Consider the following 19,437-nt stretch of genomic DNA (forward strand, 5'->3'; position numbering starts at 1 on the left):
CCTCACACGTCCAGCAGCGGGCGGTGCTTGATGTGCCGGGCGAAGACCTGCATGAACTGCGGATCGACGCGCGCACCCCACACCGCCAGCGAATGGCCGACGATCCAGAGCACCACGCCGGGAATCCACAGTTGCAGGCCCAGGCCGACAGCGGCGGCCAGCGTGCCGTTGGCGATCGCCACGGTGCGCGGCGCACCGCCCAGCAGAATCGGCTCGGTCAGCGAGCGATGCAGCGGCACCTCGAAGCCGTCCGCGAAGGTGTCCGGGGCACTCATACGACGGCCCCGCCGGAGAAGCTGAAGAACGACAGGAAGAAGCTCGACGCCGCGAAGGCGATGGACAGACCGAACACGATCTGGATCAGCTTGCGGAATCCGCCGGACGTGTCACCGAACGCGAGCGCGAGGCCCGTGGCGATGATGATGATGACCGCGACGATGCGCGCCACCGGCCCCTGGATGGATTCGAGGATGGATTGCAGCGGGCCTTCCCACGGCATCGAGGAACCGGCGGCCTGCGCGGTTCCGGCCAGGAACAGCAGCAGCGCGGCCAGCAACAGCCCTTGCCCCGCAGGGCGGGCCAGGCAGCGCAGCTGCGCAAGACGCAAAGCCGGATTTGCAGAAAAACGGAAAGCAGGAATGGTCATCTGCGTCATGGCAGTTCTCCAAGTGAGTCAGGGGATGGGGATGTCGCCGCAGCGGGTGCGGCATCGGGACGTGGCGGCAGCTCGGGAAACGGCGTTTCCAGCGCGTCCGCCAGTTGGTAGCCCACGCCGTCGAAGCCGACGACGCGGGCGATGCTCTCGATGCGGCGCTTGCGCCCGCGTCCGGCGATGTGGATCACCACGTTGACCGCCTCGGCGATCAGCGCACGGGGCGGATTCACCGCCACTTCGAGAATCAGTTGCTCCAGGCGCAGCAGCGCGCCGAGCGCGGAGCCGGCGTGGATCGTGGCGATGCCGCCGGGGTGGCCCGTGCCCCACACCTTGATGAGATCCAGCGCCTCGGCACCGCGCACCTCGCCGACGACGACGCGATCAGGGCGCAAGCGCATGGACGAGCGCACCAGTTCGGTCATCGACACCACGCCCGCGCGGGTGCGCAGCGGAACGTGGTCGCGGGCCGCGCATTGCAGTTCCACCGTGTCTTCGAGCACCAGCACGCGGTCGCCGGTGGCGGCGATTTCGGCGAGCAAAGCATTGGCGAGCGTGGTCTTGCCGCTGCTGGTGGCGCCGGCAATCAACACGTTCTGCCGCTCGCGCACGGCACGAACGAGAAAGCCCGCCTGCGCGCTGGTCATCATCCCGTCGATGACGTACCGCTCCAGCGGAATCACACCGATGGCGCGCTTGCGCAGCGCGAAGGCCGGCCCTGGCGCTGCCGGCGGCAAGATGCCCTCGAAGCGTTCGCCCGTCTCGGGCAACTCGGCGGACAGCAGCGGCTGGCCGCGATGGACTTCCGCGCCGACGTGGGCCGCGACCAGGCGGATGATTCGCTCGCCATCCGCCTCGGGCAGTTCCACGCCCATCGGCGCACGCCCACTGGAAAGCCGATCCACCCAAAGGGTGCGATCGGGATTCAGCATCACCTCCACCACGTCCGGGTCTTCGAGCGCAGCGGCGATTAGTGGCCCCATCGCCGTGCGCAGCATCTGGATGCGGCGGTCGAGCGACGTGGCACTCATGGACTGCGGAATGGCGCTCATGACGCACGCTCCTGCGCTTGCGCGGCTGCCGCCGCGTCTTCCATCCGCATCGGGTCGGGATGCAGTTCCTCCACCACGTCGCGCACCAGGCTGCGGCCCCGCAGCAGGTGGCGGCCAAGCTGCTCGGTGAACTGCTCGAAGCGCGCTTTGCCCTGCGCGCGTGCCGCGTCTTGGTGCGCCTCGGGAACTGGCGTGCTCACGGTCAGGTAGTAGCGGATGAACAGCGCCAGCGTTTCGATGGCGATGTTCTGGTCGCGCTCCATGCGCTCGGCTTGGCGCGACAGGCGATCAAGCCGCTTGGCAATGGCCGCCTCGCGCTGGTCGGCAGCATCGGGCGAAAGCCACGATGCGAGCGCCGCCGCGACGATGGACGACTTGGACACGCCTTTCTTGGCGGCCAGCTCATCGAGCCGCTTGGCGTGCTCCGGCTGGATGAACAGGTTGAGGCGGTAGTGGCTCATAGCTCGATTCCGTCGTTGGGGTCGAGGGAAGCCAGCCGGGCCGTGCGCTGCATGGCTGGATCGAGCTGGCGAGGAAGGGGAAGCGGCAGGTCGTCGTCGTCATCGAGCAGCCCAAGGTCGGCCGCGGGAGCGGCCAGCTCGGGGTCGTAGGCGACGGTTTCGGAGAGTTCGGGCTGACGGCGCGGGCCGCCGTCGTCGGTCGAACCCAAGTTCTCCAGGCCATCGGCGGATGCGGCGGCCAGTGCAGCGGGCACGGCAGGAATCGCCAGCCCGCTCCAGTCGTCGGGCCGCGACGGCGGCGCGTCGGCGTACTGCCCGTCCGCCAGCGCGGGCGGCGGCAGCACGCGACGCTTGAAATTGGCGTCCGCGTAGTAGCGCAGCTTCTTGGCCTTGATCGGCGCCACGCTGGACACCATCACCACGGCCTCGTCGGGCGGAAGCTGCATGACTTCGCCCGGCGTCAGCAGCGGGCGCGCGGTTTCCTGGCGCGACACCATCAGGTGGCCCAGCCACGGCGCGAGCCGGTGGCCCGCGTAGTTGCGCTGGGCGCGCAGTTCGGTGGCCGTGCCCAGCGTCTCGGAAATGCGCTTGGCCGTGCGCTCGTCGTTCGTGGCGAACGTCACGCGCACATGGCAGTTGTCGAGAATCGAATGGTTCTGGCCGTAGGCTTTGTCGATCTGGTTGAGCGACTGCGCGATGAGGAAGCTGCGGATGCCGTAGCCCGCCATGAAGGCCAAGGCCGTCTCAAAGAAGTCGAGTCGTCCCAGCGCGGGGAACTCATCGAGCATCAGTAGCAGCTTGTGGCGGCGCTCGATGCCATCGGAGCCATCGAGCGATTCGGTGAGGCGCCGGCCGATCTGGTTGAGGATCAGGCGGATGAGCGGCTTCGTCCGCGATATGTCCGAGGGCGGCACCACCAAATACAGCGACACCGGATGCTCTGCCGCGATCAGGTCGGCAATGCGCCAGTCGCAGCGCGATGTGACTTCGGCCACCGTGGGGTCGCGGTACAGGCCGAGGAACGACATGGCGGTGCTCAACACGCCGGAACGCTCGTTGTCCGACTTGTTGAGCACTTCGCGCGCCGCCGAAGCGACGACAGGATGCGGCCCATCGCCGAGGTGCGGCGTGGTCATCATCCGGTGCAAGGTCAGCTCGAAGGGGCTGGCCGGGTCGGACAGGAAGTTGGCGACGCCGCGCAGCGTCTTGTCTTCGCCCGCGTAGAGCACATGCAGGATGGCGCCGACCAACAGCGCATGGCTGGTCTTTTCCCAATGGTTGCGCTTCTCCAGCGCACCTTCGGGATCGACCAGAATGTCCGCGATGTTCTGCACGTCGCGCACCTCATGCGCGCCGCGCCGCACCTCCAGCAGTGGGTTGTAGGTCGCCGACTTTGCATCGGTGGGGTTGAACAGCAGGCAGTGGCTGAAGCGGCTACGCCAGCCGGCAGTGATCTGCCAGTTCTCGCCTTTGATGTCGTGGATGACGGCGGACGCAGGCCAGGAAAGCAGCGTCGGCACCACCAGGCCGACACCTTTGCCCGAGCGTGTGGGAGCGAAGGTCAGGACGTGTTCCGGGCCTTCATGCCGCAGGTACTGGCGGTCGTGCTGGCCGAGGAATACGCCGGCCGGCTGCGTCAGACCCGCCTTGCGAATGTCATCCGCGTTCGCCCAGCGCGCCGAGCCGTAGGTCGTGACCAGGCGCGATTGCCGTGAGCGCCAGATCGACATGCCGATGGCGACCACCACCGCCAGCAGGCCGCTGCCACCCGCGATGGCGCCGCCGGTATCGAACACGCGCGGCGCGTAGGCATCGAAGAAGAACCACCACTCAAACAGCTTCCACGGGTGGTAGATCGGTGTGCCAAGAAGATCGAACCAGGGCGAGCCAAGGCGTAGCTGATAACCAAGGGCGGCTGCTGTCCATTGTGTGGCGCCCCACACGCCGGCGATCACGATGCCGAATACCACGGCGATCTGACCGAACAGCACGTTCGTCCCTTGCATTACCTGGCCTCCGATTTCCCCTGCGCTTCTTCCTCATGGAAAGCGCGGCACAAGGACGTGCCGCTAGCGTCAGGATCGGTGCCAGGTCAGTGCCGGTCAAAGACCGTTTCGAGCAGAAAGGTCGAGCAAAAAGACAGAATTCGCGCGGCGTCGAATCAAAGAAAAACGCCGCAAGCGATAGCGCATTGCGGCGTGTCGAACAGAAAATTGAAGCCGATGCGGCGAACTGCCAACGATCAGAACTTGGGCGATTCCTTCGGCGGCGTGTAGGGCGTTTCGCCGTCGCCATAGAACCGTTTGCGCGTGGCCCCGGCCACCCGATTGCAGAGCACGTCACCCCGCTTGGGCCGATCCGTCTTGCACTGTTGGCGTAGTTCCTTCAACCGTTCGGGATTGGCTGCCAGTTCCTCCACCGTTGGGATATTCGCTTCCGATGTGTTGGCCTTCTGAGGCGTTTCGGATTGGCCGCAGGCGGTCAACACCGGCACCAGCAAGAAATGGATGATCTTCGTCATGGCGCAGGTTCCTCCGGGGGATCAAGATTGCGGCCCAGCATGGGCCTGGGAGATTCCAGAGATTCGATGGCCTGTACGCGCTCAATGAATCGAGCCAGAACCTCCGATGGTTCGCCTATAGGGTGCAGCAGATAGGTTGTCAGGGGTGGGACACGTGATGCCAAGGGGCGGGCCACCACGCCCGGTTGTCTGCTAGCTGTAATGTGTGCTGCACCCGTAAGCCCAAGCGCGAAGCCGGCCGATACAAGCGCCATCATCAAATCGCAGGAGGCCACGCGCTCCGCGATCAGGGGTTCCATGTCCGCACGGCGCAGTACCCGATCAACGTGTTTCGCGTGGCTTTCGCAAACCTGTGGATCGCACAGAACCAGAGGGTAGCGGAGCAGTTCCTCCAACGGAATGCGCTTATGCACCAGCAGAGGATGTCGAGCAGGTACAGCCACCATGAGCGCATCGCTCCAGACGGGTATAGCGACGATGCCTTCGCCCACTTCGTCTGATTGCGCGAATCCTACGTCATAAAGATCGTCGTGTAGCCCCTTGATTTGTTGCGACAACGGCACTTCGGAGAAGCGAATCTCGACTTCAGGTTCTTCCTGTCGGCACAAAGCGAGCACCGCCGGAAGGCGCGACGGTGTAATGCCGTCCGATAAGGCCACCCGCAACTGACCGTGAAATCCATTGGCCGCTGCTTTTACGCTGTCGCGCGCTTGTTGCAGAACAGCAAATACCCGGCGGACATGCTCCAGAAACAACTTACCTGCACGTGTTAGGCGAGTGCTGCGTGTGGTACGGGCAAACAGTACAACACCTAGCTCCTCCTCTAGCTCCTTAATGGCGCGAGAAAGTGGAGATTGTTCAATGTGCAGCTTCTCCGAAGCTCTAGCGAAGTGAAGCTCCTCCGCCACGGCGAGAAAGTATTTTAGATGTCTCAACTCCATAGACGAATAGCTCCCACGAGTGCGCATCGCAGGCGGTAGCCGCGACCTGTGAGTCGCGGCTACGCCCTAAACAATCAGTTGCCGCCGTTGGACGGGCGGCGTTCCGCAGAAGATTGCGCCGCGTTTGGCTTCTTCTTCGCGGCGTCGCATTGCTCTTTCAGCTTCTTTACTTCGGGATAAGCCACGTCACTGATATACCGCTTCGTATCTGCCAATTGCTCGCATGTCTTCGGTATCGCCTTCGCATCGTCGTCATGCCCGCCGGTATGGGCCATCACGAATGGCGAAGCGAGCGAGGCGCTGGCTAGAGCTGCAATCAAAACCGGACGAATGTTCATTTTTCAATATCTCCTGGGATGAGGCCCGGCCTATGTGGCAGGGCGGGAAACTTCGGCTTCCTGCCATGCAATTGGCATGGGGGGGGGGAGCCGGAGTGCATGGGCATGTGCCCGTAACCAATTTGCCAATCACAAGACGCGCTTCATTTCCATGTATTGACCGCGAGTGCGAACAATCACCGTCACGTCAGCGTCGCCACGGTTCCGCCAGAACCAACCGTGATTTCCACTAAAGGCAGCCTGGATCACGCCATTGCTAGCGGGCACCGCGCGACCCTTTTCATAACTGATGGACTGGCCGCCACCATCGCCGTGGGTATCGAAGTTCACAACGCCCCCTTCGGCAACCCAACTGAACTCGACCTGCTCGCCGGCCTTCATACTCAACTTCACCTCCGCCCCTTGGCCGGGCTTGAGTGCGACGCGCATTTCATCGCGCCAGGCGGCGCCGTTCTCCGCCTGCGCGGCGTTCTGTGCTTGTGCAGGCGCGGCGGTGCCTGCATTCCCTGTCGTCGCGGCAGCGGGCATGGCTGCATCCTTCGCGGCATCCGCAGCGGCTTCTTCGGCCAATTGCGTCTTGATCTCCCCCATTTCCGTCAGGCCGAGGACGCGACCAATCCCTGTTGGGTCGATCGCGTACTCGGAGGGAAGGACGATGCCGACCAAAATTGCGATGGCGGCGACGAGTGCAATGAGCGTCGAGCGCAGCAGTTGTTTCGACGATGGAAGGTCGTCGAGGGTTGGCTTGGATACGTTGTACATGGAATTTTCTCCGTGTTTGATTCAGGAAACGAAATAGCCGGTGAGCTGATAGCCGATCAGGATGAAACCGGCACACATCATCGCTACGTTGGCGGTGTACGCATGGCGCCAGAAACTAGCTGTTCGGCGCCAGTAGCTCATTGCGATCAGAATAGTGCCGAGCGCGATCAACTGCCCGATTTCAACGCCGACATTGAATGCCAAAAGATTTGGAATCAGGCCATCGGGCGAGATGTTGTATTCGATGATCTTGGTTGACAGGCCGAATCCGTGAAAGAGTCCGAATACGACTGTTGCGACTTTCGTGTTGGGCTGGAAGCCGAGCCAACGCTGAAATGCGCCGATGTTGTCGAGCGCCTTGTAAACCACCGAAAGACCGATGATCGCGTCGATGATGTAGCTGTTTATCCCGACGTTGAAATACACGCCAAGCAGCATCGTGGTTGAGTGGCCGATGGCAAATAGCGTCACATACAGGGCGATATGCTTCATCCGGTACAGGAAGAAGATTACGCCAAGCAGGAACAGGATATGGTCGTATCCCGTCGCCATATGTTTCGCCCCTAGATACATAAAAGGGATGAGGTTGACGCCGGATATTTCCTGGATGTAGCCCTTATCGCCCTCGGCAACGGCATGGGCGAGTGCCTGATTCGCGCACGCGAACAGCAGGATAGTCGTCGCCATAAGAAACAGGGAAGTCCGTTGCCAGGTCGGTCGATGGCGATCCGGCATTACTTCAAGTGATCTTTCACGCATGAATTTCATACCTCAATTACTCACCTAAGAATCCATGTGGTTCGGGTGCGGCAAGCGTCTTTCTCGTTCGCCGCGCCATGCGAACCGTTGAAATTGGCGTCTTGCTTACGCCGGCGCGGTGTCCTGGCTATCGGTGCGCCGATGGATGAGGCGATACAGGGCCGGCAGCACCAGTAACGTCAACAGCGTCGAGGAAACAATGCCGCCAATGACGACGGTTGCAAGGGGTCGTTGCACTTCCGCACCCGTTCCGACGTTGACGGCCATCGGGACGAAACCAAGGCTTGCAACCAGCGCAGTCATCAGTACCGGGCGTAGCCGCGTCATCGCGCCGTTCACGATGGCATCGTGAATCGGCGTGCCTTCGTGGTGCAGCTTGCGAATGAAGCTCACCATCACCAGGCCGTTGAGCACCGCCACACCGGATAGGGCGATGAATCCAACCCCTGCCGAAATCGAAAGCGGAATATCGCGTAGCCACAATGCGGCAACGCCGCCTGTCAGTGCCAATGGCACGCCGCTAAAGACGACTGTGGCGTCCCGGCCCGAGCCGAAGGCCATGAACAGAAGGCCGAAGATCAGAACCAGTACAGCCGGCACGACGACGGACAGCCGTTGGCTCGCCGAAATGAGTTGCTCGAACGTGCCTCCGTAATTGACCCAATAGCCCTCTGGCAGTGTGATTTCGCGGCTTACGCGCTCACGCAGTTCTTCCACGAACGACCCTAAATCGCGTCCGCGCACATTGCTGGTAATGACGATCCGGCGTTTACCGTTCTCGCGGCTGATCTGATTGGGGCCGGGTGCCACTTCGATTGACGCAAGCTGGCCAAGCGGTACGTAACCGGCTTGGCCCGGTGCGGCAGCAGTGCCGCTCGGGACGGGAATGGGTAGTGTCGCCAGTGCTTTAGGGTCTTGGCGCTGCGCTTCGGGCAACCGAACCACAATATCGAAGCGGCGATCGCCCTCAAACACCTGACCAGCGACGGCACCACCAAGAGCGATTGCCACCGTCTGCTGTATGTCAGCGATCGCCAGACCGTATCGAGACAGTGCATCCACGTTCGGCGTGATCGTCATCAGCGGCAGGCCCGTAATCTGTTCGAGCGCCACGTCAGCAGATCCCTCGATACTCTCGGCCACGGCTTCAAGCTTGGAGCCTAGTTGGGCCAGTTGCTCCATGTCATCGCCATACACCTTGATCGCCACCTCGGCTCGAACACCCGCGATCAACTCATTCATGCGCATCTGCACGGGCTGAGTGAACTCGTAGTTGTTGCCGGGAATGGTGTTCACCGCCTTTTCCAGCTCGGCAAGCAATACGGCTCTCGGTTTGCGCGGATCGGGCCATTCGCTGCGATCCTTGAGCATGATGAAAGTGTCAGCTACCGAAGGCGGCATGGGATCAGTCGCAACCTCGGCAGTACCGATCTTGGCAAAGACTTCCTCAACCTCTGGAAACTCCTTGATCCGCGCTTCCAACTGGCGCTGCATGCCAATCGCCTGGGTCAGACTCGTTCCGGGAATCCGCATCGCGTGCAAGGCGATGTCGCCTTCATCCAGATTAGGGATGAACTCGGTGCCAAGGCGCGTTGCAAGCAAACCAGACAGCACTACCAACACCGCTGCCGCCGCGACGACGGCGACTCTCAGCCTGATTGCCTTCTGGAGAAGTGGCGCATAGAAGCGGCTGATGCCCCGCATCACCTTGGTTTCCTTCTCGGAAACCTTGCCGGTGACAAACAACGCGACCGCAGCGGGCACGAAAGTCAGGGACAACACCATCGCACCAGTCAATGCGATCACGACGGTAAGAGCCATCGGATGGAACATCTTTCCTTCCACACCCGATAGCGCGAATATTGGAAGGTAAACCGCCGTGATGATGAACAATCCGAACAGGGCAGGCTTGATGACCTCTGCACTGGCGCTCGAAACCAGCGAGAAACGCTCATCGCGGGTCAACAGCCGACCGAGCTGGTGCTGTCGTTCGCTGAACCTGCGTAAGCAGTTCTCCACGATGATGACCGCGCCATCGACAATCAGGCCGAAATCCAGTGCGCCCAAGCTCATCAGGTTGGCCGAGATTCGGTTTTGCACCATGCCGGTGATCGTCAGCAGCATGGCGAGCGGAATGACCGCTGCGGTTATCAGGGCTGCGCGCAGGTTGCCTAGCAACATGAACAGCACGGCAATCACCAGCAACGCGCCTTCCAGAAGATTCTTCTGCACGGTTGCGATGGTGCGATCAACGAGTTGAGTGCGGTCATAAACCGCGTGCGCTCGGACTCCCTCGGGAAGTGTCGCGTCGATTTCAGCGAGCTTTTCTACCGTGCGCTGTGCAACCGCTCGGCTGTTCTCGCCAATCAGCATGAATGCTGTTCCCAGCACGACCTCCTTGCCGTCTTTTGTGGCCGCGCCGGTTCGCAGTTCGCTACCTTCCAGAACTTCCGCCACGTCGGACATTCGGAGTGGCAGCCCATCGCGCGTTGCCACGACAATCTTCCGCAGTCGCTCGATGTCGCCTACCTGTCCGGGGATGCGGATCAGGTACTGCTCGCCGTGACGTTCGATGTAGCCGGCACCGACGTTGGCGTTGTTCCGCGCAACGGCGTTCAGCACGTCGTTCATCGTCAACTCGTAGGCCAGTAGCTTGACCGGATCGGGTGTGATGTGGAACTGACGCACGTAACCGCCGATGGTGTTGACCTCGGTGACGCCTTTCAGATTGCGGAGCTGCGGACGCACCGACCAGTCTTGCAATGTGCGCAGCGCCGTCGGTGTCCATATTTCCTCGTAGCCCTTTTCGGGTTCCAAGGTATACATGAATATCTCGCCCAGGCCGGTTGCCACCGGCCCGAGAGAAGGATTCAGGCCCGCCGGAAGTTGCGAAGATGCCTGCTGCAAGCGTTCGGCGACCTGCTGGCGGGCAAAGTAAATATCAGTACCGTCCTCAAAGACCGCAGTGACTTGCGACAGGCCGTAGCGGGAAATCGAGCGGGTGTATTCCAACCGGGCGAGGCCAGCTAGCGCCGTCTCAACCGGAAAAGTGACGCGCTGCTCAGCCTCCATTGGCGAGTAGCCCGGCGCCTCAGTATTGATCTGTACCTGGACGTTGGTAATGTCCGGTATCGCGTCGATCGGTAAGCGGCTGTAGTTCCAGATGCCCAGCCCGGACAGGGCCAGCACCAATAGAAGCACGAGCCAGCGATGCGCGATGGACGCGCGAATGATACGTTCGAGCATATCCGCGCCCTCAGTGATCGTGGCTTGCGCCAGACTTTTCGATGTCTTGGCGTATCAGGAAACTTTGCTCGGCCACGTAGTTTGTGCCGGGCTTGAGTCCGTTAGTCACTTCGGCGTATTCACCATCGCGCTCGCCAAGTTCGAGCATTCGGACTTCGTATGTCTCGCCAACCTGTGCGAAAACCACGGTGAAGTCTCGGAATCTCTGCAACCCGGACTCCTTTACCGCCAGTGATACCTTGCGCGTGCCTACTGTGACCTCGGCCGCCACGGTCATGCCAGGGCGCCAGCGCCCCTCCGGGTTCGGGATGCTGACGCGGGCAATGACGCTTTGGCCGCTGCCAGCCACCGGCAACAATCGCTGGATCTTTCCGCTGGCTTCGGTCTTCCCGGTGGCTGACCGGATTCGTACCGGCTGCCCTGGCTGTAGGGCTTCGGCATCGGTGCCGATGGCGCGCAGGTCGATCCATACGTAGGACGGGTCAGCCAACTCGAACAGCGCACCTGCTTCAGCCACATCACCGACGTTCGTGTTGCGTGCGAGCACCACGCCGTCGAACGGTGCGGTAATCGGGTAGGTGCGCATGCTGTCGTTGCCCTCCACGATGGCCAGCGTCTGGCCGCGGCGGACTCGCTCGCCCTGTTGCACGTTCACTGACCGCACGATGCCAGGGAAGCGTGCGCGAACCGCTGCGTGTCTGTCGGCATCCAGAACAACGGTTCCCATCAGCCGCACAACGTCTCGGATGACTGCCGGCCCCGCTGATTCGGTCTTGATGCCAGCATCCTTGGCGATACCAGCCGGAATGCTTACGCGACCCTCATAGGATTCATAAGACCAAGTGGACTTCTTTCCGGCGTGTTCGGCGGTCACGGCGACATCGAAAGAATGCGGCTCGGTCACTTCACCGCTGCCGACCAGATAGTTGCCTTCTGGCCTGAACGTGAATTGGTTGACCTCGCCATCCAAACGGGAGAGCTTGATCGTTGCGGCAACATCAGCGGGGGCAACTGGCTTGCCGTCACGATAGGCGTAGAGCCTGTAATGCGGGGGGGCGTTGGTTTCGTAGATGGTGACCTCCAAAGCGAAGTCACCGTCGCGGAGTAGCCGCCCATTGTTTGGGCCGCGCTCATAGCTTCCGCTGGCTTGGGCACTGGCCGCCTCTTTGGGCTTGTCGCCGCCAGGGCTGCATGCGGCGGCAAGTACACAAAGGAGCAGCAGGGAAAGAATGCGAATCATGGTGCGGTGTCCTCAACGGTGGCGGTGAGGCGTTCCACCTCGACCAGCAGAAGGTGATAGCGGGTGGCGGCTTCCACAGCTCGCGCACGCAGGTCGAATAGCGTTCGCTGCGCTTGAGCCAACGACAAATAGGAGAATCGGCCTTGCTCGAAGCCGCGACGAGTCGTTGCCAGGGCGCTTTCAGCCATAGGCAGCATTCGTGCGCGTAGCGACTCAGCCTCTGTCCGTGCGCGCGTGAGTTCTTGATACTTGTCGAACAGCGCCTGATGGCGCTCAAAACGTTCGGCGTCACGCCTCGCTTCAAGCGCAGCAAGCTCCGCATTGGCCTGGGATACCGCGTATCCAGAGCGCGTCGGGCTGCCCAGCGGCACCGAGATCGACATCACTACGCCGTGATCCTTGTAGGCTTCCAAACGCCGAATGCCCAAGCTGACGTCGATGTTGGGTTTGGCTTCGGCCTCCGCGAGCCGGCGGCGGGCGCCGATGGTGTCGGCCCGCAAACGCGAAGCCCACAGTTCCGGCGTCATGGGCAAACGGGCGGCCAGCGTCTCGAATGGCGCCACGGTCGGCAAGGTTTGGAGGTCGCCGACGACCTCGCCGAAGTCGGGGATCGTTGCCCCCCAGCTTGCGGCCAAAGTCATCTTGGCGCTTGCCAGTTCGTGTTCAGCACTCTCCCGATTCAGTTGGGCCTCAGCGACTGCAATATCGGCAGCCTGCAAATCTGAATCAGGATTGCGTGCGGCTTTTACCCACGCAGCAACCTCTTGCCGCGTGCGTTCCGCTTGCTTGATGCGTTCCTCGGCATAGGTCAATCGCTGTTGCCTGGCGAGCACTTCAATGAAGCGGGCCGTCGTTGAACTAGCCAGGTCTATCCGCGTTTTGGTGGCCTGGTGCTCTTGTTCTCTCAGCTCGGCTTGTCCTAGCGTTTGGCGAGCCTCACGCTTGCCGCCGAGTTCTATGACCCGACCGATGCGCAATGTCGTTTCAGCCGAGCGGATACCTCGCAGGTTGCCGTTCCCAGCGACGTTCTCAACCTCGCCGCCAATGGTGTAAGGCGGTGGCAGGGCTTCGCGCTGTGTGCGCGCTCGGACGGCCTGGAGCTGCGCCGTTTCGGCGGCGATGGATGGGTGGGCGGCCAGTGCTCGGGAGACTGCCTCCTCCAATCGCAGGGGTTCGGCGGCCAGGGCTGCGGATGTACCGCAGGCTCCGACAAACACCAAGGCTACTAAGCGGATCAAATTCATGAAAATCCTCACGACGACGACAGGTGGCGAGCAAACGATTCCGCGTCATGGCTGCTCGCACACGCCTGAGTGGAGTCGTCATAAAACCGATCATCCATCGGTTTTTCAGGCAAAAAAACACAGCACGCGCGCATATGGACTTACCTCGTCATCACAGTGATGAGAGATTCGGTCACGGAATGCAGCCAGCCGGTAGATAGGCTGCAAAACGCCAGAACAAGAATGCCCAGCATCGGCCCCAGGTATGAGACAGACGAGTGCTTGGACGACAGCAACGCCTCGACACGCTCAGGGACGAAATCGGAAAAGAACGCCATAGCCAAAGGCATCTGTTTCTTGGCGTGTTGCCGAAATATCTTTTCTACTGCAACGATGGTTTCGGCTACGGCGACAGGGCATCCCACTTCGTTTGCAGCAGCGAAATCACAACGCTGTTCCAAGGCGAGTTCCAGATCGCGCAACAGCCGGCGACGAGTGCCCGGCAACTGGATGCTCGACAAGACGACAGCGATCAGGCGATGCAGCACATCTCGATTGGCGATATGAGCCTGTTCGTGCGCCAGCACCACGCGCAATTGCGTTGGGTCGAGTCGCCGCATCAACGAGGTTGAAAGCAGGATGTGGCCATTCCCGACGCCACAAGCCAGCGCCATAGGCTGATCGACATCAAGCACGCGAAGTTTGTCTGGATGCCCCGGACGCCAGCTCAGGCGCACCATCGAGGCAAGGGTTCGACGAGCACGCCAAAGGCCAACTGCGGCCCGTAAAGCCAGCCAAACCGCGTATCCCGCCAACAATGCCAATGCTCCCCATAGCCAGGCACTTTGCCCATTGCCGCTCGGGTGCCAAACGCACAGGTGCAGCAGCGTGTCAGCGTGCGCAGAGCAGGCAGCGGCAAATCTGGCCGAATCATCAAACATCGACGGCATGGCGATGGTCATGGCCGTATAGGCAATACCCGCCAATGCGGGTGTTACCAGCATCCACCAAGACACTCTTGCTCGCTGATAGGGGGTCTTTCCCGACAGCGCACGGCGTAATGGGCGCTCGCAGGCTCCAATCAGCAGGGTAAGCGTTACTGCCAGCACGAAGCCGGATAGCAATGCGAACTGAAGTAGTGGGCCATAACTCGTCATCACGGCTGATCCAATTCAGCGCGACGACGGGCAATCAACTCCTCCAGCCTCTTGAGCTGGTCATCATCCGCCCTTGCAGCAAGATCGACAAAGGCGCTCAACAACGCATCCGGCTGCGGGCCTGCGACACGACGCACCGTGGACTCGACCAGCTTCTGGATCAGTTCCCGGCGAGATACTCGTGCCGAGTATTCGTAGGCATGGCTGATCTTTTCGCGCTGGAGCATGGCCTTGCGAAACAGACGTTCTAGCGTGGATTGCACGGTGTTCAAGGAAATCGAGCGAGACTGCCCAATGCGCGCGTACACCGCCTTGGTGTCGGACGGGCCGAAGCGCCAGATGTCTTCGAGCACGGCGATTTCCAGATCGCCAAGTGTTGGTACGCTGTGGTTGGTCAATGTTGTCGGCTCCGAGCTTTGACTCGAACTCAAGAGTATCCACCACAAAAAACCGACCGTCAATCGGTTTATTGTGCGACCCCGTGCCGGACACTGCTATCGTAGGAAGTTAACCAACGGCAGGCCCACGCTGCCGTCCTATCTCCCAGGACACGCCGCCGCCGCGCACCGTAGCGGCAAGCTGCTGGCCCAGCCGCTGCTCGACCACCGGCCGCCACGGCACCAGACTGAACCCCTTGCCGTCATCGAGCATGGCGTAGCGCCCACTGGCGAGCATGACGCTGCGCCGGTAGATACCGGCCACGCGCTGACCGTCACCCGCAGGCCGATGTTCCAAGCCGGTTTCGGCCGCAATGTCCTTGGCGGCCTGCGCCAGCTCCCGATTGCGCAGCGTGCCCAGCAGGTTGCGCGCGAGGATCACGCGCTGCCCACGCCGCTCGGCCAGCCCCTGTTCGGCCAGGAAGTCGGCGCGCTGCTGCATTGCCTGCTTGGCCTCGCCGCCAAAGCCCAGGTCGCCCAGGCCCGAGCCGCCGCCGATCAACTGCTGGTCAAGCCAGGTGGCCCCGATAACGCGGGCCTGCCGCTCGATGGGCAGGTGCGATTTCAGTTCCACGGCCACGCCGCCCAGGCGCTGCGCGTCGTAGCGGCGGCCCTGTTCGGCCAAGTCGTCCGGCACCTTCCATAGTCCCTCGGCCACGCGCTCCACGATGCCAGCGCGGCGCAGGGCTTCCAGCCGGCGGACGTGGGCCGCGACGACTTCCTGCGGATCGCGGCCCGGTACGGCCTGACCCTGCGCGATGGCGAGGTGATGATCGGTGCGGTACAGGCCACCGCTCGCCAGTGCGGCGATGTTCTTGTCGGCGGCGCGCACGTCGGCCGATCCCTTCACCTCCACCACGGCACCGGCTGGGTAGTTCGCCAGCTCGTCGCGGGCGTTGAGCGCGACGTAGTGGGCCTTGCCATCCACCCCGTCGATGACCAGATAGCCCCGGTCGCGCAGTTCGTCGGCCAGCCCCTTCGCGGCCACGCGGCCGAGGATGGTTCGGCCATCCTCGCCCGGCTCGAACACCGCCAGCTCGCGCGGCTGGCCGCTCATGGCCCGCTGCATGGTGCGGATGATGTCGCCACGCTCGCCCAGGGCGCGCAGGGTCTTTTCGGCGTCGGTATGGACCGCCCAGGTGCCCGGCTGCGTTTCGTCGGCCAGGCCCAGACGCTGCAAGCGTTGCAGCCGGCCGATCAGCAGCAGGCGCTGGCGTTGCAACCTCGGCTCGTTGAGCCGTTCGACATGCACCAGGCCATCGTCGCCCAGCTCGCGCTTGAGCGTGCGATCCAGGCTCGTCCACCGCTCCTGTTCCACCTCGCGCTGCAAGGTCTGCTGGATCTCCAGCTCGGTGCGTGGCCCCAGCCACTCGGTCGCCAGTTCGGCCGCACGATGGCGGAAGCCATCGGCGATGTAGTCGCCCGCGATGATGAGGTCTTTGCCGGTGTCATCGCGCCCGCGCACGACGATGTGCGTGTGCGGGTTGTCGGTATTCCAGTGGTTGACCGCCACCCAATCGAGGCCCGTGCCCAGGTCGGCCTCCATGCGGCCCATGAGGTGCCGCGTGTAGGTGCGCAGGTCTTCGAGTTCCGGGCCATCCTCGGGTGAGAGGATGAAGCGGAAATGGTGTCGGTCGTCGGCGCAGCGTTCCTTGAAAGCGTCGAGGTCGGCGGCATCGGTCTGCGGCCCGTAGGCTTGGCCCGGCTCGCCATCGCGGCCCACGCCGTCGCGCTCGATGTAGCGCAGGTGCTTGGCGAGCGACTGCGGGCTGGCCTGGCGCTGGTTGACCAGCAGCGTCTTGATGGTCACGCGCCGCGACATGGGCGTCAGCTTCGCTCCGGCGAAGCGCGCGGCCGTGTGGCCGCGCCCCAGGCGCGAGCCGGGCCGCTGGCCGTTGCCCCTCCCGGAGCCGCTGGCAGCGCCAGGACGGCGCACCGACGACTTGCCGCTACTGGCCTTGCCTGCCTGCTTGAGCACCTTGGAAACGAAGCTCTGGCCCCGGTTCTTCGGTGCGCTGGGGCGGATGCGGAAATCATCGTCGCGGCGGTCGGTCATGGCTGCGCTCCCTGCAAGCTCTGGCGTGTCCGGTCGTGTGAAGCACGCGGACAGCCCTGCATTGGCGCGGGCCTCGCGCCCCAAGCGGCACGGCGGCGAAGCCGCTCCGTGCCGCGCCACCCCATGTGCAGACTGGCTTTCGACGCGGCCCGGTGCCGCGTCCTTTTGTCTTGCCTTCCGCCTTTGCCCCTCGCTGGCGCTCCGGGCAGCGGCGGCCCGGCGGTGCTGCTGCGCGAGCAGCCAGCGCGCCGGCGAACGCGGCGACGGCCATAGGCCGGGCGCGTTCGAGGCAAGACGCCTGCACGTTGGACGGCTGCGCCGAAGGCAGCGCGAAGTGCGGTGCGAATGCACCCGCACTGCACGCGCGACGACACGGCGACGGCCAGCAGAGCGACACGCCCGATGGCACGACAAGATGCACGGCAACGTGCAGCGAGTCGGCGGCCATCATGGGCGGGATTCCAGCCAGACTGGATGCGCGACCCCGATCACGGCGGATGCGCTGACCGGCCCGAAATACCGGCTGTCGAACGACGCCGGGTTGGTCACACTCAAGAGGAACAGTTCGCCGGATTCGAGGCGGCGGCATTGCTGCCAGGATGGCAGCGGCCGGCCCCAGCGGTCGGCAGGCAGCACGGCGGCCGAAGGCACGCCGTCGATGCGGACGACGCGGCCAGTGCTGCACACCTCCTGCGGCGCGACGGCGCCCACGCGCTTGAGCAGCGGCACGCGCGCCGGCAGGTAGCCGCGCTGCGCGGCCAGCGCGGCGGCGTCTGGCGGCAGCGTGGTCAGGACGATGCTGCCCACGGACAAGGGACGTGGCGGCGAGTCGGTGCCGTGGCCTTGCGGATCGACGCGATACCAGCCGACCGCCACGCTGTCGGACGGGTTGTAGATCAGGCGCGGCAGCGGATGCACGAAGGACGCCCAGGCGAGCGCAGCGAGGCCGCAGGCGGACAGGCCCGCCAACACGAGGCGAGCGCGCAGGCGCGAGCGAGGATGCGGCGGGATGCCGGTTGCGCTGGCAACGGCGGATGGAAGCGTCATGGCAGCGTCCTCCCGGTTAGCCAGGCAGCGTGCCGCTCGGCGGTGTATTCGGGCAGCGGCAGGCGTGCAGCGAGCCGGTTGGCGAGCGTGCGCCAGTACGCGGGCGAGACAGCGGCGGGCGCGATGCCCAGCGCCTCGATGGCGTCGATGCACTCCAGCACCGCGCGCACCTGGTTCTCCCCTTCGGCGTGGAGCAGCAAGCGCGCCCCCGGGCTGCACGCCGGGGATGCGCTGCGCTGCATCCAGCGGCGTGCAAGCCTGCATCACCATGAGCTGCCAACGCACAGTGCCGTAGTCGTTGGCCTGCCAGCGGATACGGCACAACATGGCGCCCGGCAGGAACACCGCGCAACGGCGCCAGCGGTCGAGCTGGTGCGTGCGCGCAGGTTCGCCGAAGCGCAGGTAGAGCTTGAAGCGTGGTTCGATGTAGGCCAGCGCCACGCGCGTCAGCGGCGCGCTGGCAGGCTGGCCGGCAAGTGCAGCCGTAGCCGCGCCAGCGGCAGGCGAAGCGGATGCAGTCATGGTGCGTTCTCCCTGCGGTGCTCTGGAAACTCCCGCTCCAACAGGCCACGCAGCAGGTCGGCCACGGTCACGCCTTGCGTGAAGGCCGACACCTTGATGCGTGCCCGCATCGCGGGCGTGATGTCGAGAGTCAGACGGGCGGTGTAGAGGTCGCCCTTGCCCAGCGCATCGGCGTCGCCCTGGCGAATCCACGCCTCGGCGTGCGGATTCGCGGGCGGACGCGCGCCGATGCCGACGCGCTTTGCCGTGCGCTTGCTGTTCGATGGCGGCTTCGCGGTCATGTCGGCCACCGCAGCAATTCGTCCACCAGCGCAGTGATTTTGCGTGCGGCGGCGCTGTCGGGTGCCGTCTCGCGTGCAAGCCGGCCAGCGGCCACGCTATCGGCGAACACGATGCGCTGATGCACTTCCGCGCGCAGCGCAGGAAGCGGCTGGTCGGCGAGTGCCTGGCGTGCTTCGCGCCCGATCACGGTGGTACTGACGCGCCGATTGATGACGAAGGCCGCGCGCAGCGCAGGCCGAAATACCTGCGCCTCGCGGATCACCGCCACCATCTCGGCGCTGGCCCACAAGTCGTAGGGGCTGGGCTGCACCGGGATCAGCACGCGCTCGGCCGCCAGCAGCGCGGAGCGCGCCAAGGCGGCGATGCGCGGCGGGCCGTCGATGATGACGTGATCGGCCCGCCTGGCGAGTTCCGGCGCCTCTTGGTGCAGCGTTTCGCGTGCGAGGCCCACGGCGCTGAACAGCCGTGGCAAGCCTTGCTGGCTTCTGCGCTGCGTCCAGTCCAGCGATGAGCCCTGCGGGTCAGCGTCCAGCAGGACGACGTGCTGGCCGCGCATCGCCAACTCGCCGGCGATGTGCGTGGCGAGCGTGGTCTTGCCGACGCCGCCTTTCTGGTTGAGCAGTGCGACGATCATGGCCTGGCCCTCCATGCTGGAAAGCCGGGCTTTTGCTGCTGCGTTTGTGGCCGCGGGGTGGTTGTCCACCGCAGCGGCGTTTCCCTACTAAAAGTTAGAGAAACTAA

Annotated in this window: 19 protein-coding genes and 1 pseudogene; all 20 read right to left on the reverse strand. The window is 63.5% G+C overall.

Annotated features, from left to right (window positions below):
* Positions 1-2: 2 nt before the first annotated feature.
* Positions 3-275, reverse strand: coding sequence for a VirB3 family type IV secretion system protein (locus tag WM94_RS22130; protein ID WP_003103993.1), 273 nt, complete (start codon positions 273-275; stop codon positions 3-5).
* Complete coding sequence (locus tag WM94_RS22135) at positions 272-655, reverse strand: TrbC/VirB2 family protein (RefSeq protein ID WP_031636907.1); 384 nt, start codon at positions 653-655, stop codon at positions 272-274. The genes WM94_RS22130 and WM94_RS22135 overlap by 4 nt, the downstream gene beginning before the upstream one ends.
* The gene (gene trbB, locus WM94_RS22140; RefSeq protein WP_031636909.1) at positions 652-1,704 is read right to left on the reverse strand and encodes a P-type conjugative transfer ATPase TrbB; all 1,053 of its coding nucleotides are present in this window, start codon (positions 1,702-1,704) and stop codon (positions 652-654) included. Before trbB ends, WM94_RS22135 begins: the two co-directional genes overlap by 4 nt.
* Positions 1,701-2,165: a ribbon-helix-helix protein, CopG family gene (locus WM94_RS22145; RefSeq protein WP_003111089.1), complete on the reverse strand. Its 465-nt coding sequence runs from the start codon at positions 2,163-2,165 to the stop codon at positions 1,701-1,703. The genes trbB and WM94_RS22145 overlap by 4 nt, the downstream gene beginning before the upstream one ends.
* A complete protein-coding gene (locus WM94_RS22150; protein ID WP_031636910.1) occupies positions 2,162-4,171 on the reverse strand; it encodes a conjugal transfer protein TraG in 2,010 nt (669 codons plus the stop codon). Before WM94_RS22150 ends, WM94_RS22145 begins: the two co-directional genes overlap by 4 nt.
* 236 nt (positions 4,172-4,407) lie before the next feature.
* Entirely contained in the window at positions 4,408-4,686 is a 279-nt protein-coding gene (locus WM94_RS22155; protein WP_031636913.1) for a lipoprotein, read from the reverse strand.
* Positions 4,683-5,627, reverse strand: a complete 945-nt coding sequence (locus tag WM94_RS22160; RefSeq protein ID WP_023114186.1) for a LysR family transcriptional regulator — start codon at positions 5,625-5,627, stop codon at positions 4,683-4,685. The genes WM94_RS22155 and WM94_RS22160 overlap by 4 nt, the downstream gene beginning before the upstream one ends.
* Before the next feature lie 74 nt (positions 5,628-5,701).
* The gene (locus WM94_RS22165; protein ID WP_023114185.1) at positions 5,702-5,965 is read right to left on the reverse strand and encodes a hypothetical protein; all 264 of its coding nucleotides are present in this window, start codon (positions 5,963-5,965) and stop codon (positions 5,702-5,704) included.
* Between the two features lie 129 nt (positions 5,966-6,094).
* The gene (locus WM94_RS22170) at positions 6,095-6,727 is read right to left on the reverse strand and encodes a hypothetical protein (RefSeq protein ID WP_023114184.1); all 633 of its coding nucleotides are present in this window, start codon (positions 6,725-6,727) and stop codon (positions 6,095-6,097) included.
* Positions 6,728-6,748: 21 nt separating this feature from the next.
* Positions 6,749-7,414, reverse strand: a complete 666-nt coding sequence (locus tag WM94_RS22175) for a HupE/UreJ family protein (RefSeq protein ID WP_049879081.1) — start codon at positions 7,412-7,414, stop codon at positions 6,749-6,751.
* Between the two features lie 177 nt (positions 7,415-7,591).
* Positions 7,592-10,732: an efflux RND transporter permease subunit gene (locus tag WM94_RS22180; protein ID WP_033880256.1), complete on the reverse strand. Its 3,141-nt coding sequence runs from the start codon at positions 10,730-10,732 to the stop codon at positions 7,592-7,594.
* Positions 10,733-10,742: 10 nt separating this feature from the next.
* Positions 10,743-11,972, reverse strand: a complete 1,230-nt coding sequence (locus WM94_RS22185; protein ID WP_031636927.1) for an efflux RND transporter periplasmic adaptor subunit — start codon at positions 11,970-11,972, stop codon at positions 10,743-10,745.
* Positions 11,969-13,216, reverse strand: coding sequence for a TolC family protein (locus WM94_RS22190; RefSeq protein ID WP_031636928.1), 1,248 nt, complete (start codon positions 13,214-13,216; stop codon positions 11,969-11,971). Before WM94_RS22190 ends, WM94_RS22185 begins: the two co-directional genes overlap by 4 nt.
* A gap of 140 nt (positions 13,217-13,356) precedes the next feature.
* A complete protein-coding gene (locus WM94_RS22195; protein WP_031636929.1) occupies positions 13,357-14,352 on the reverse strand; it encodes a M56 family metallopeptidase in 996 nt (331 codons plus the stop codon).
* Positions 14,352-14,750: a BlaI/MecI/CopY family transcriptional regulator gene (locus tag WM94_RS22200; protein ID WP_023114178.1), complete on the reverse strand. Its 399-nt coding sequence runs from the start codon at positions 14,748-14,750 to the stop codon at positions 14,352-14,354. The genes WM94_RS22195 and WM94_RS22200 overlap by 1 nt, the downstream gene beginning before the upstream one ends.
* 109 nt (positions 14,751-14,859) lie before the next feature.
* Complete coding sequence (locus WM94_RS22205; RefSeq protein WP_023114177.1) at positions 14,860-16,845, reverse strand: relaxase/mobilization nuclease and DUF3363 domain-containing protein; 1,986 nt, start codon at positions 16,843-16,845, stop codon at positions 14,860-14,862.
* Between the two features lie 447 nt (positions 16,846-17,292).
* A complete protein-coding gene (locus tag WM94_RS22210; RefSeq protein WP_023114176.1) occupies positions 17,293-17,892 on the reverse strand; it encodes a S26 family signal peptidase in 600 nt (199 codons plus the stop codon).
* Positions 17,889-18,414, reverse strand: a pseudogene (locus WM94_RS22215) (DUF2840 domain-containing protein). Before WM94_RS22215 ends, WM94_RS22210 begins: the two are co-directional and overlap by 4 nt.
* Entirely contained in the window at positions 18,411-18,695 is a 285-nt protein-coding gene (locus WM94_RS22220; RefSeq protein WP_023114175.1) for a hypothetical protein, read from the reverse strand. Before WM94_RS22220 ends, WM94_RS22215 begins: the two are co-directional and overlap by 4 nt.
* Positions 18,692-19,330: a ParA family partition ATPase gene (gene parA, locus WM94_RS22225; RefSeq protein WP_033967811.1), complete on the reverse strand. Its 639-nt coding sequence runs from the start codon at positions 19,328-19,330 to the stop codon at positions 18,692-18,694. The genes WM94_RS22220 and parA overlap by 4 nt, the downstream gene beginning before the upstream one ends.
* Between the last annotated feature and the right edge of the window lie 107 nt (positions 19,331-19,437).

It is taken from the genome of Pseudomonas sp. ABFPK, assembly GCF_001586765.1.
Classification (GTDB): Bacteria; Pseudomonadota; Gammaproteobacteria; order Pseudomonadales; family Pseudomonadaceae; genus Aquipseudomonas; species Aquipseudomonas asiatica.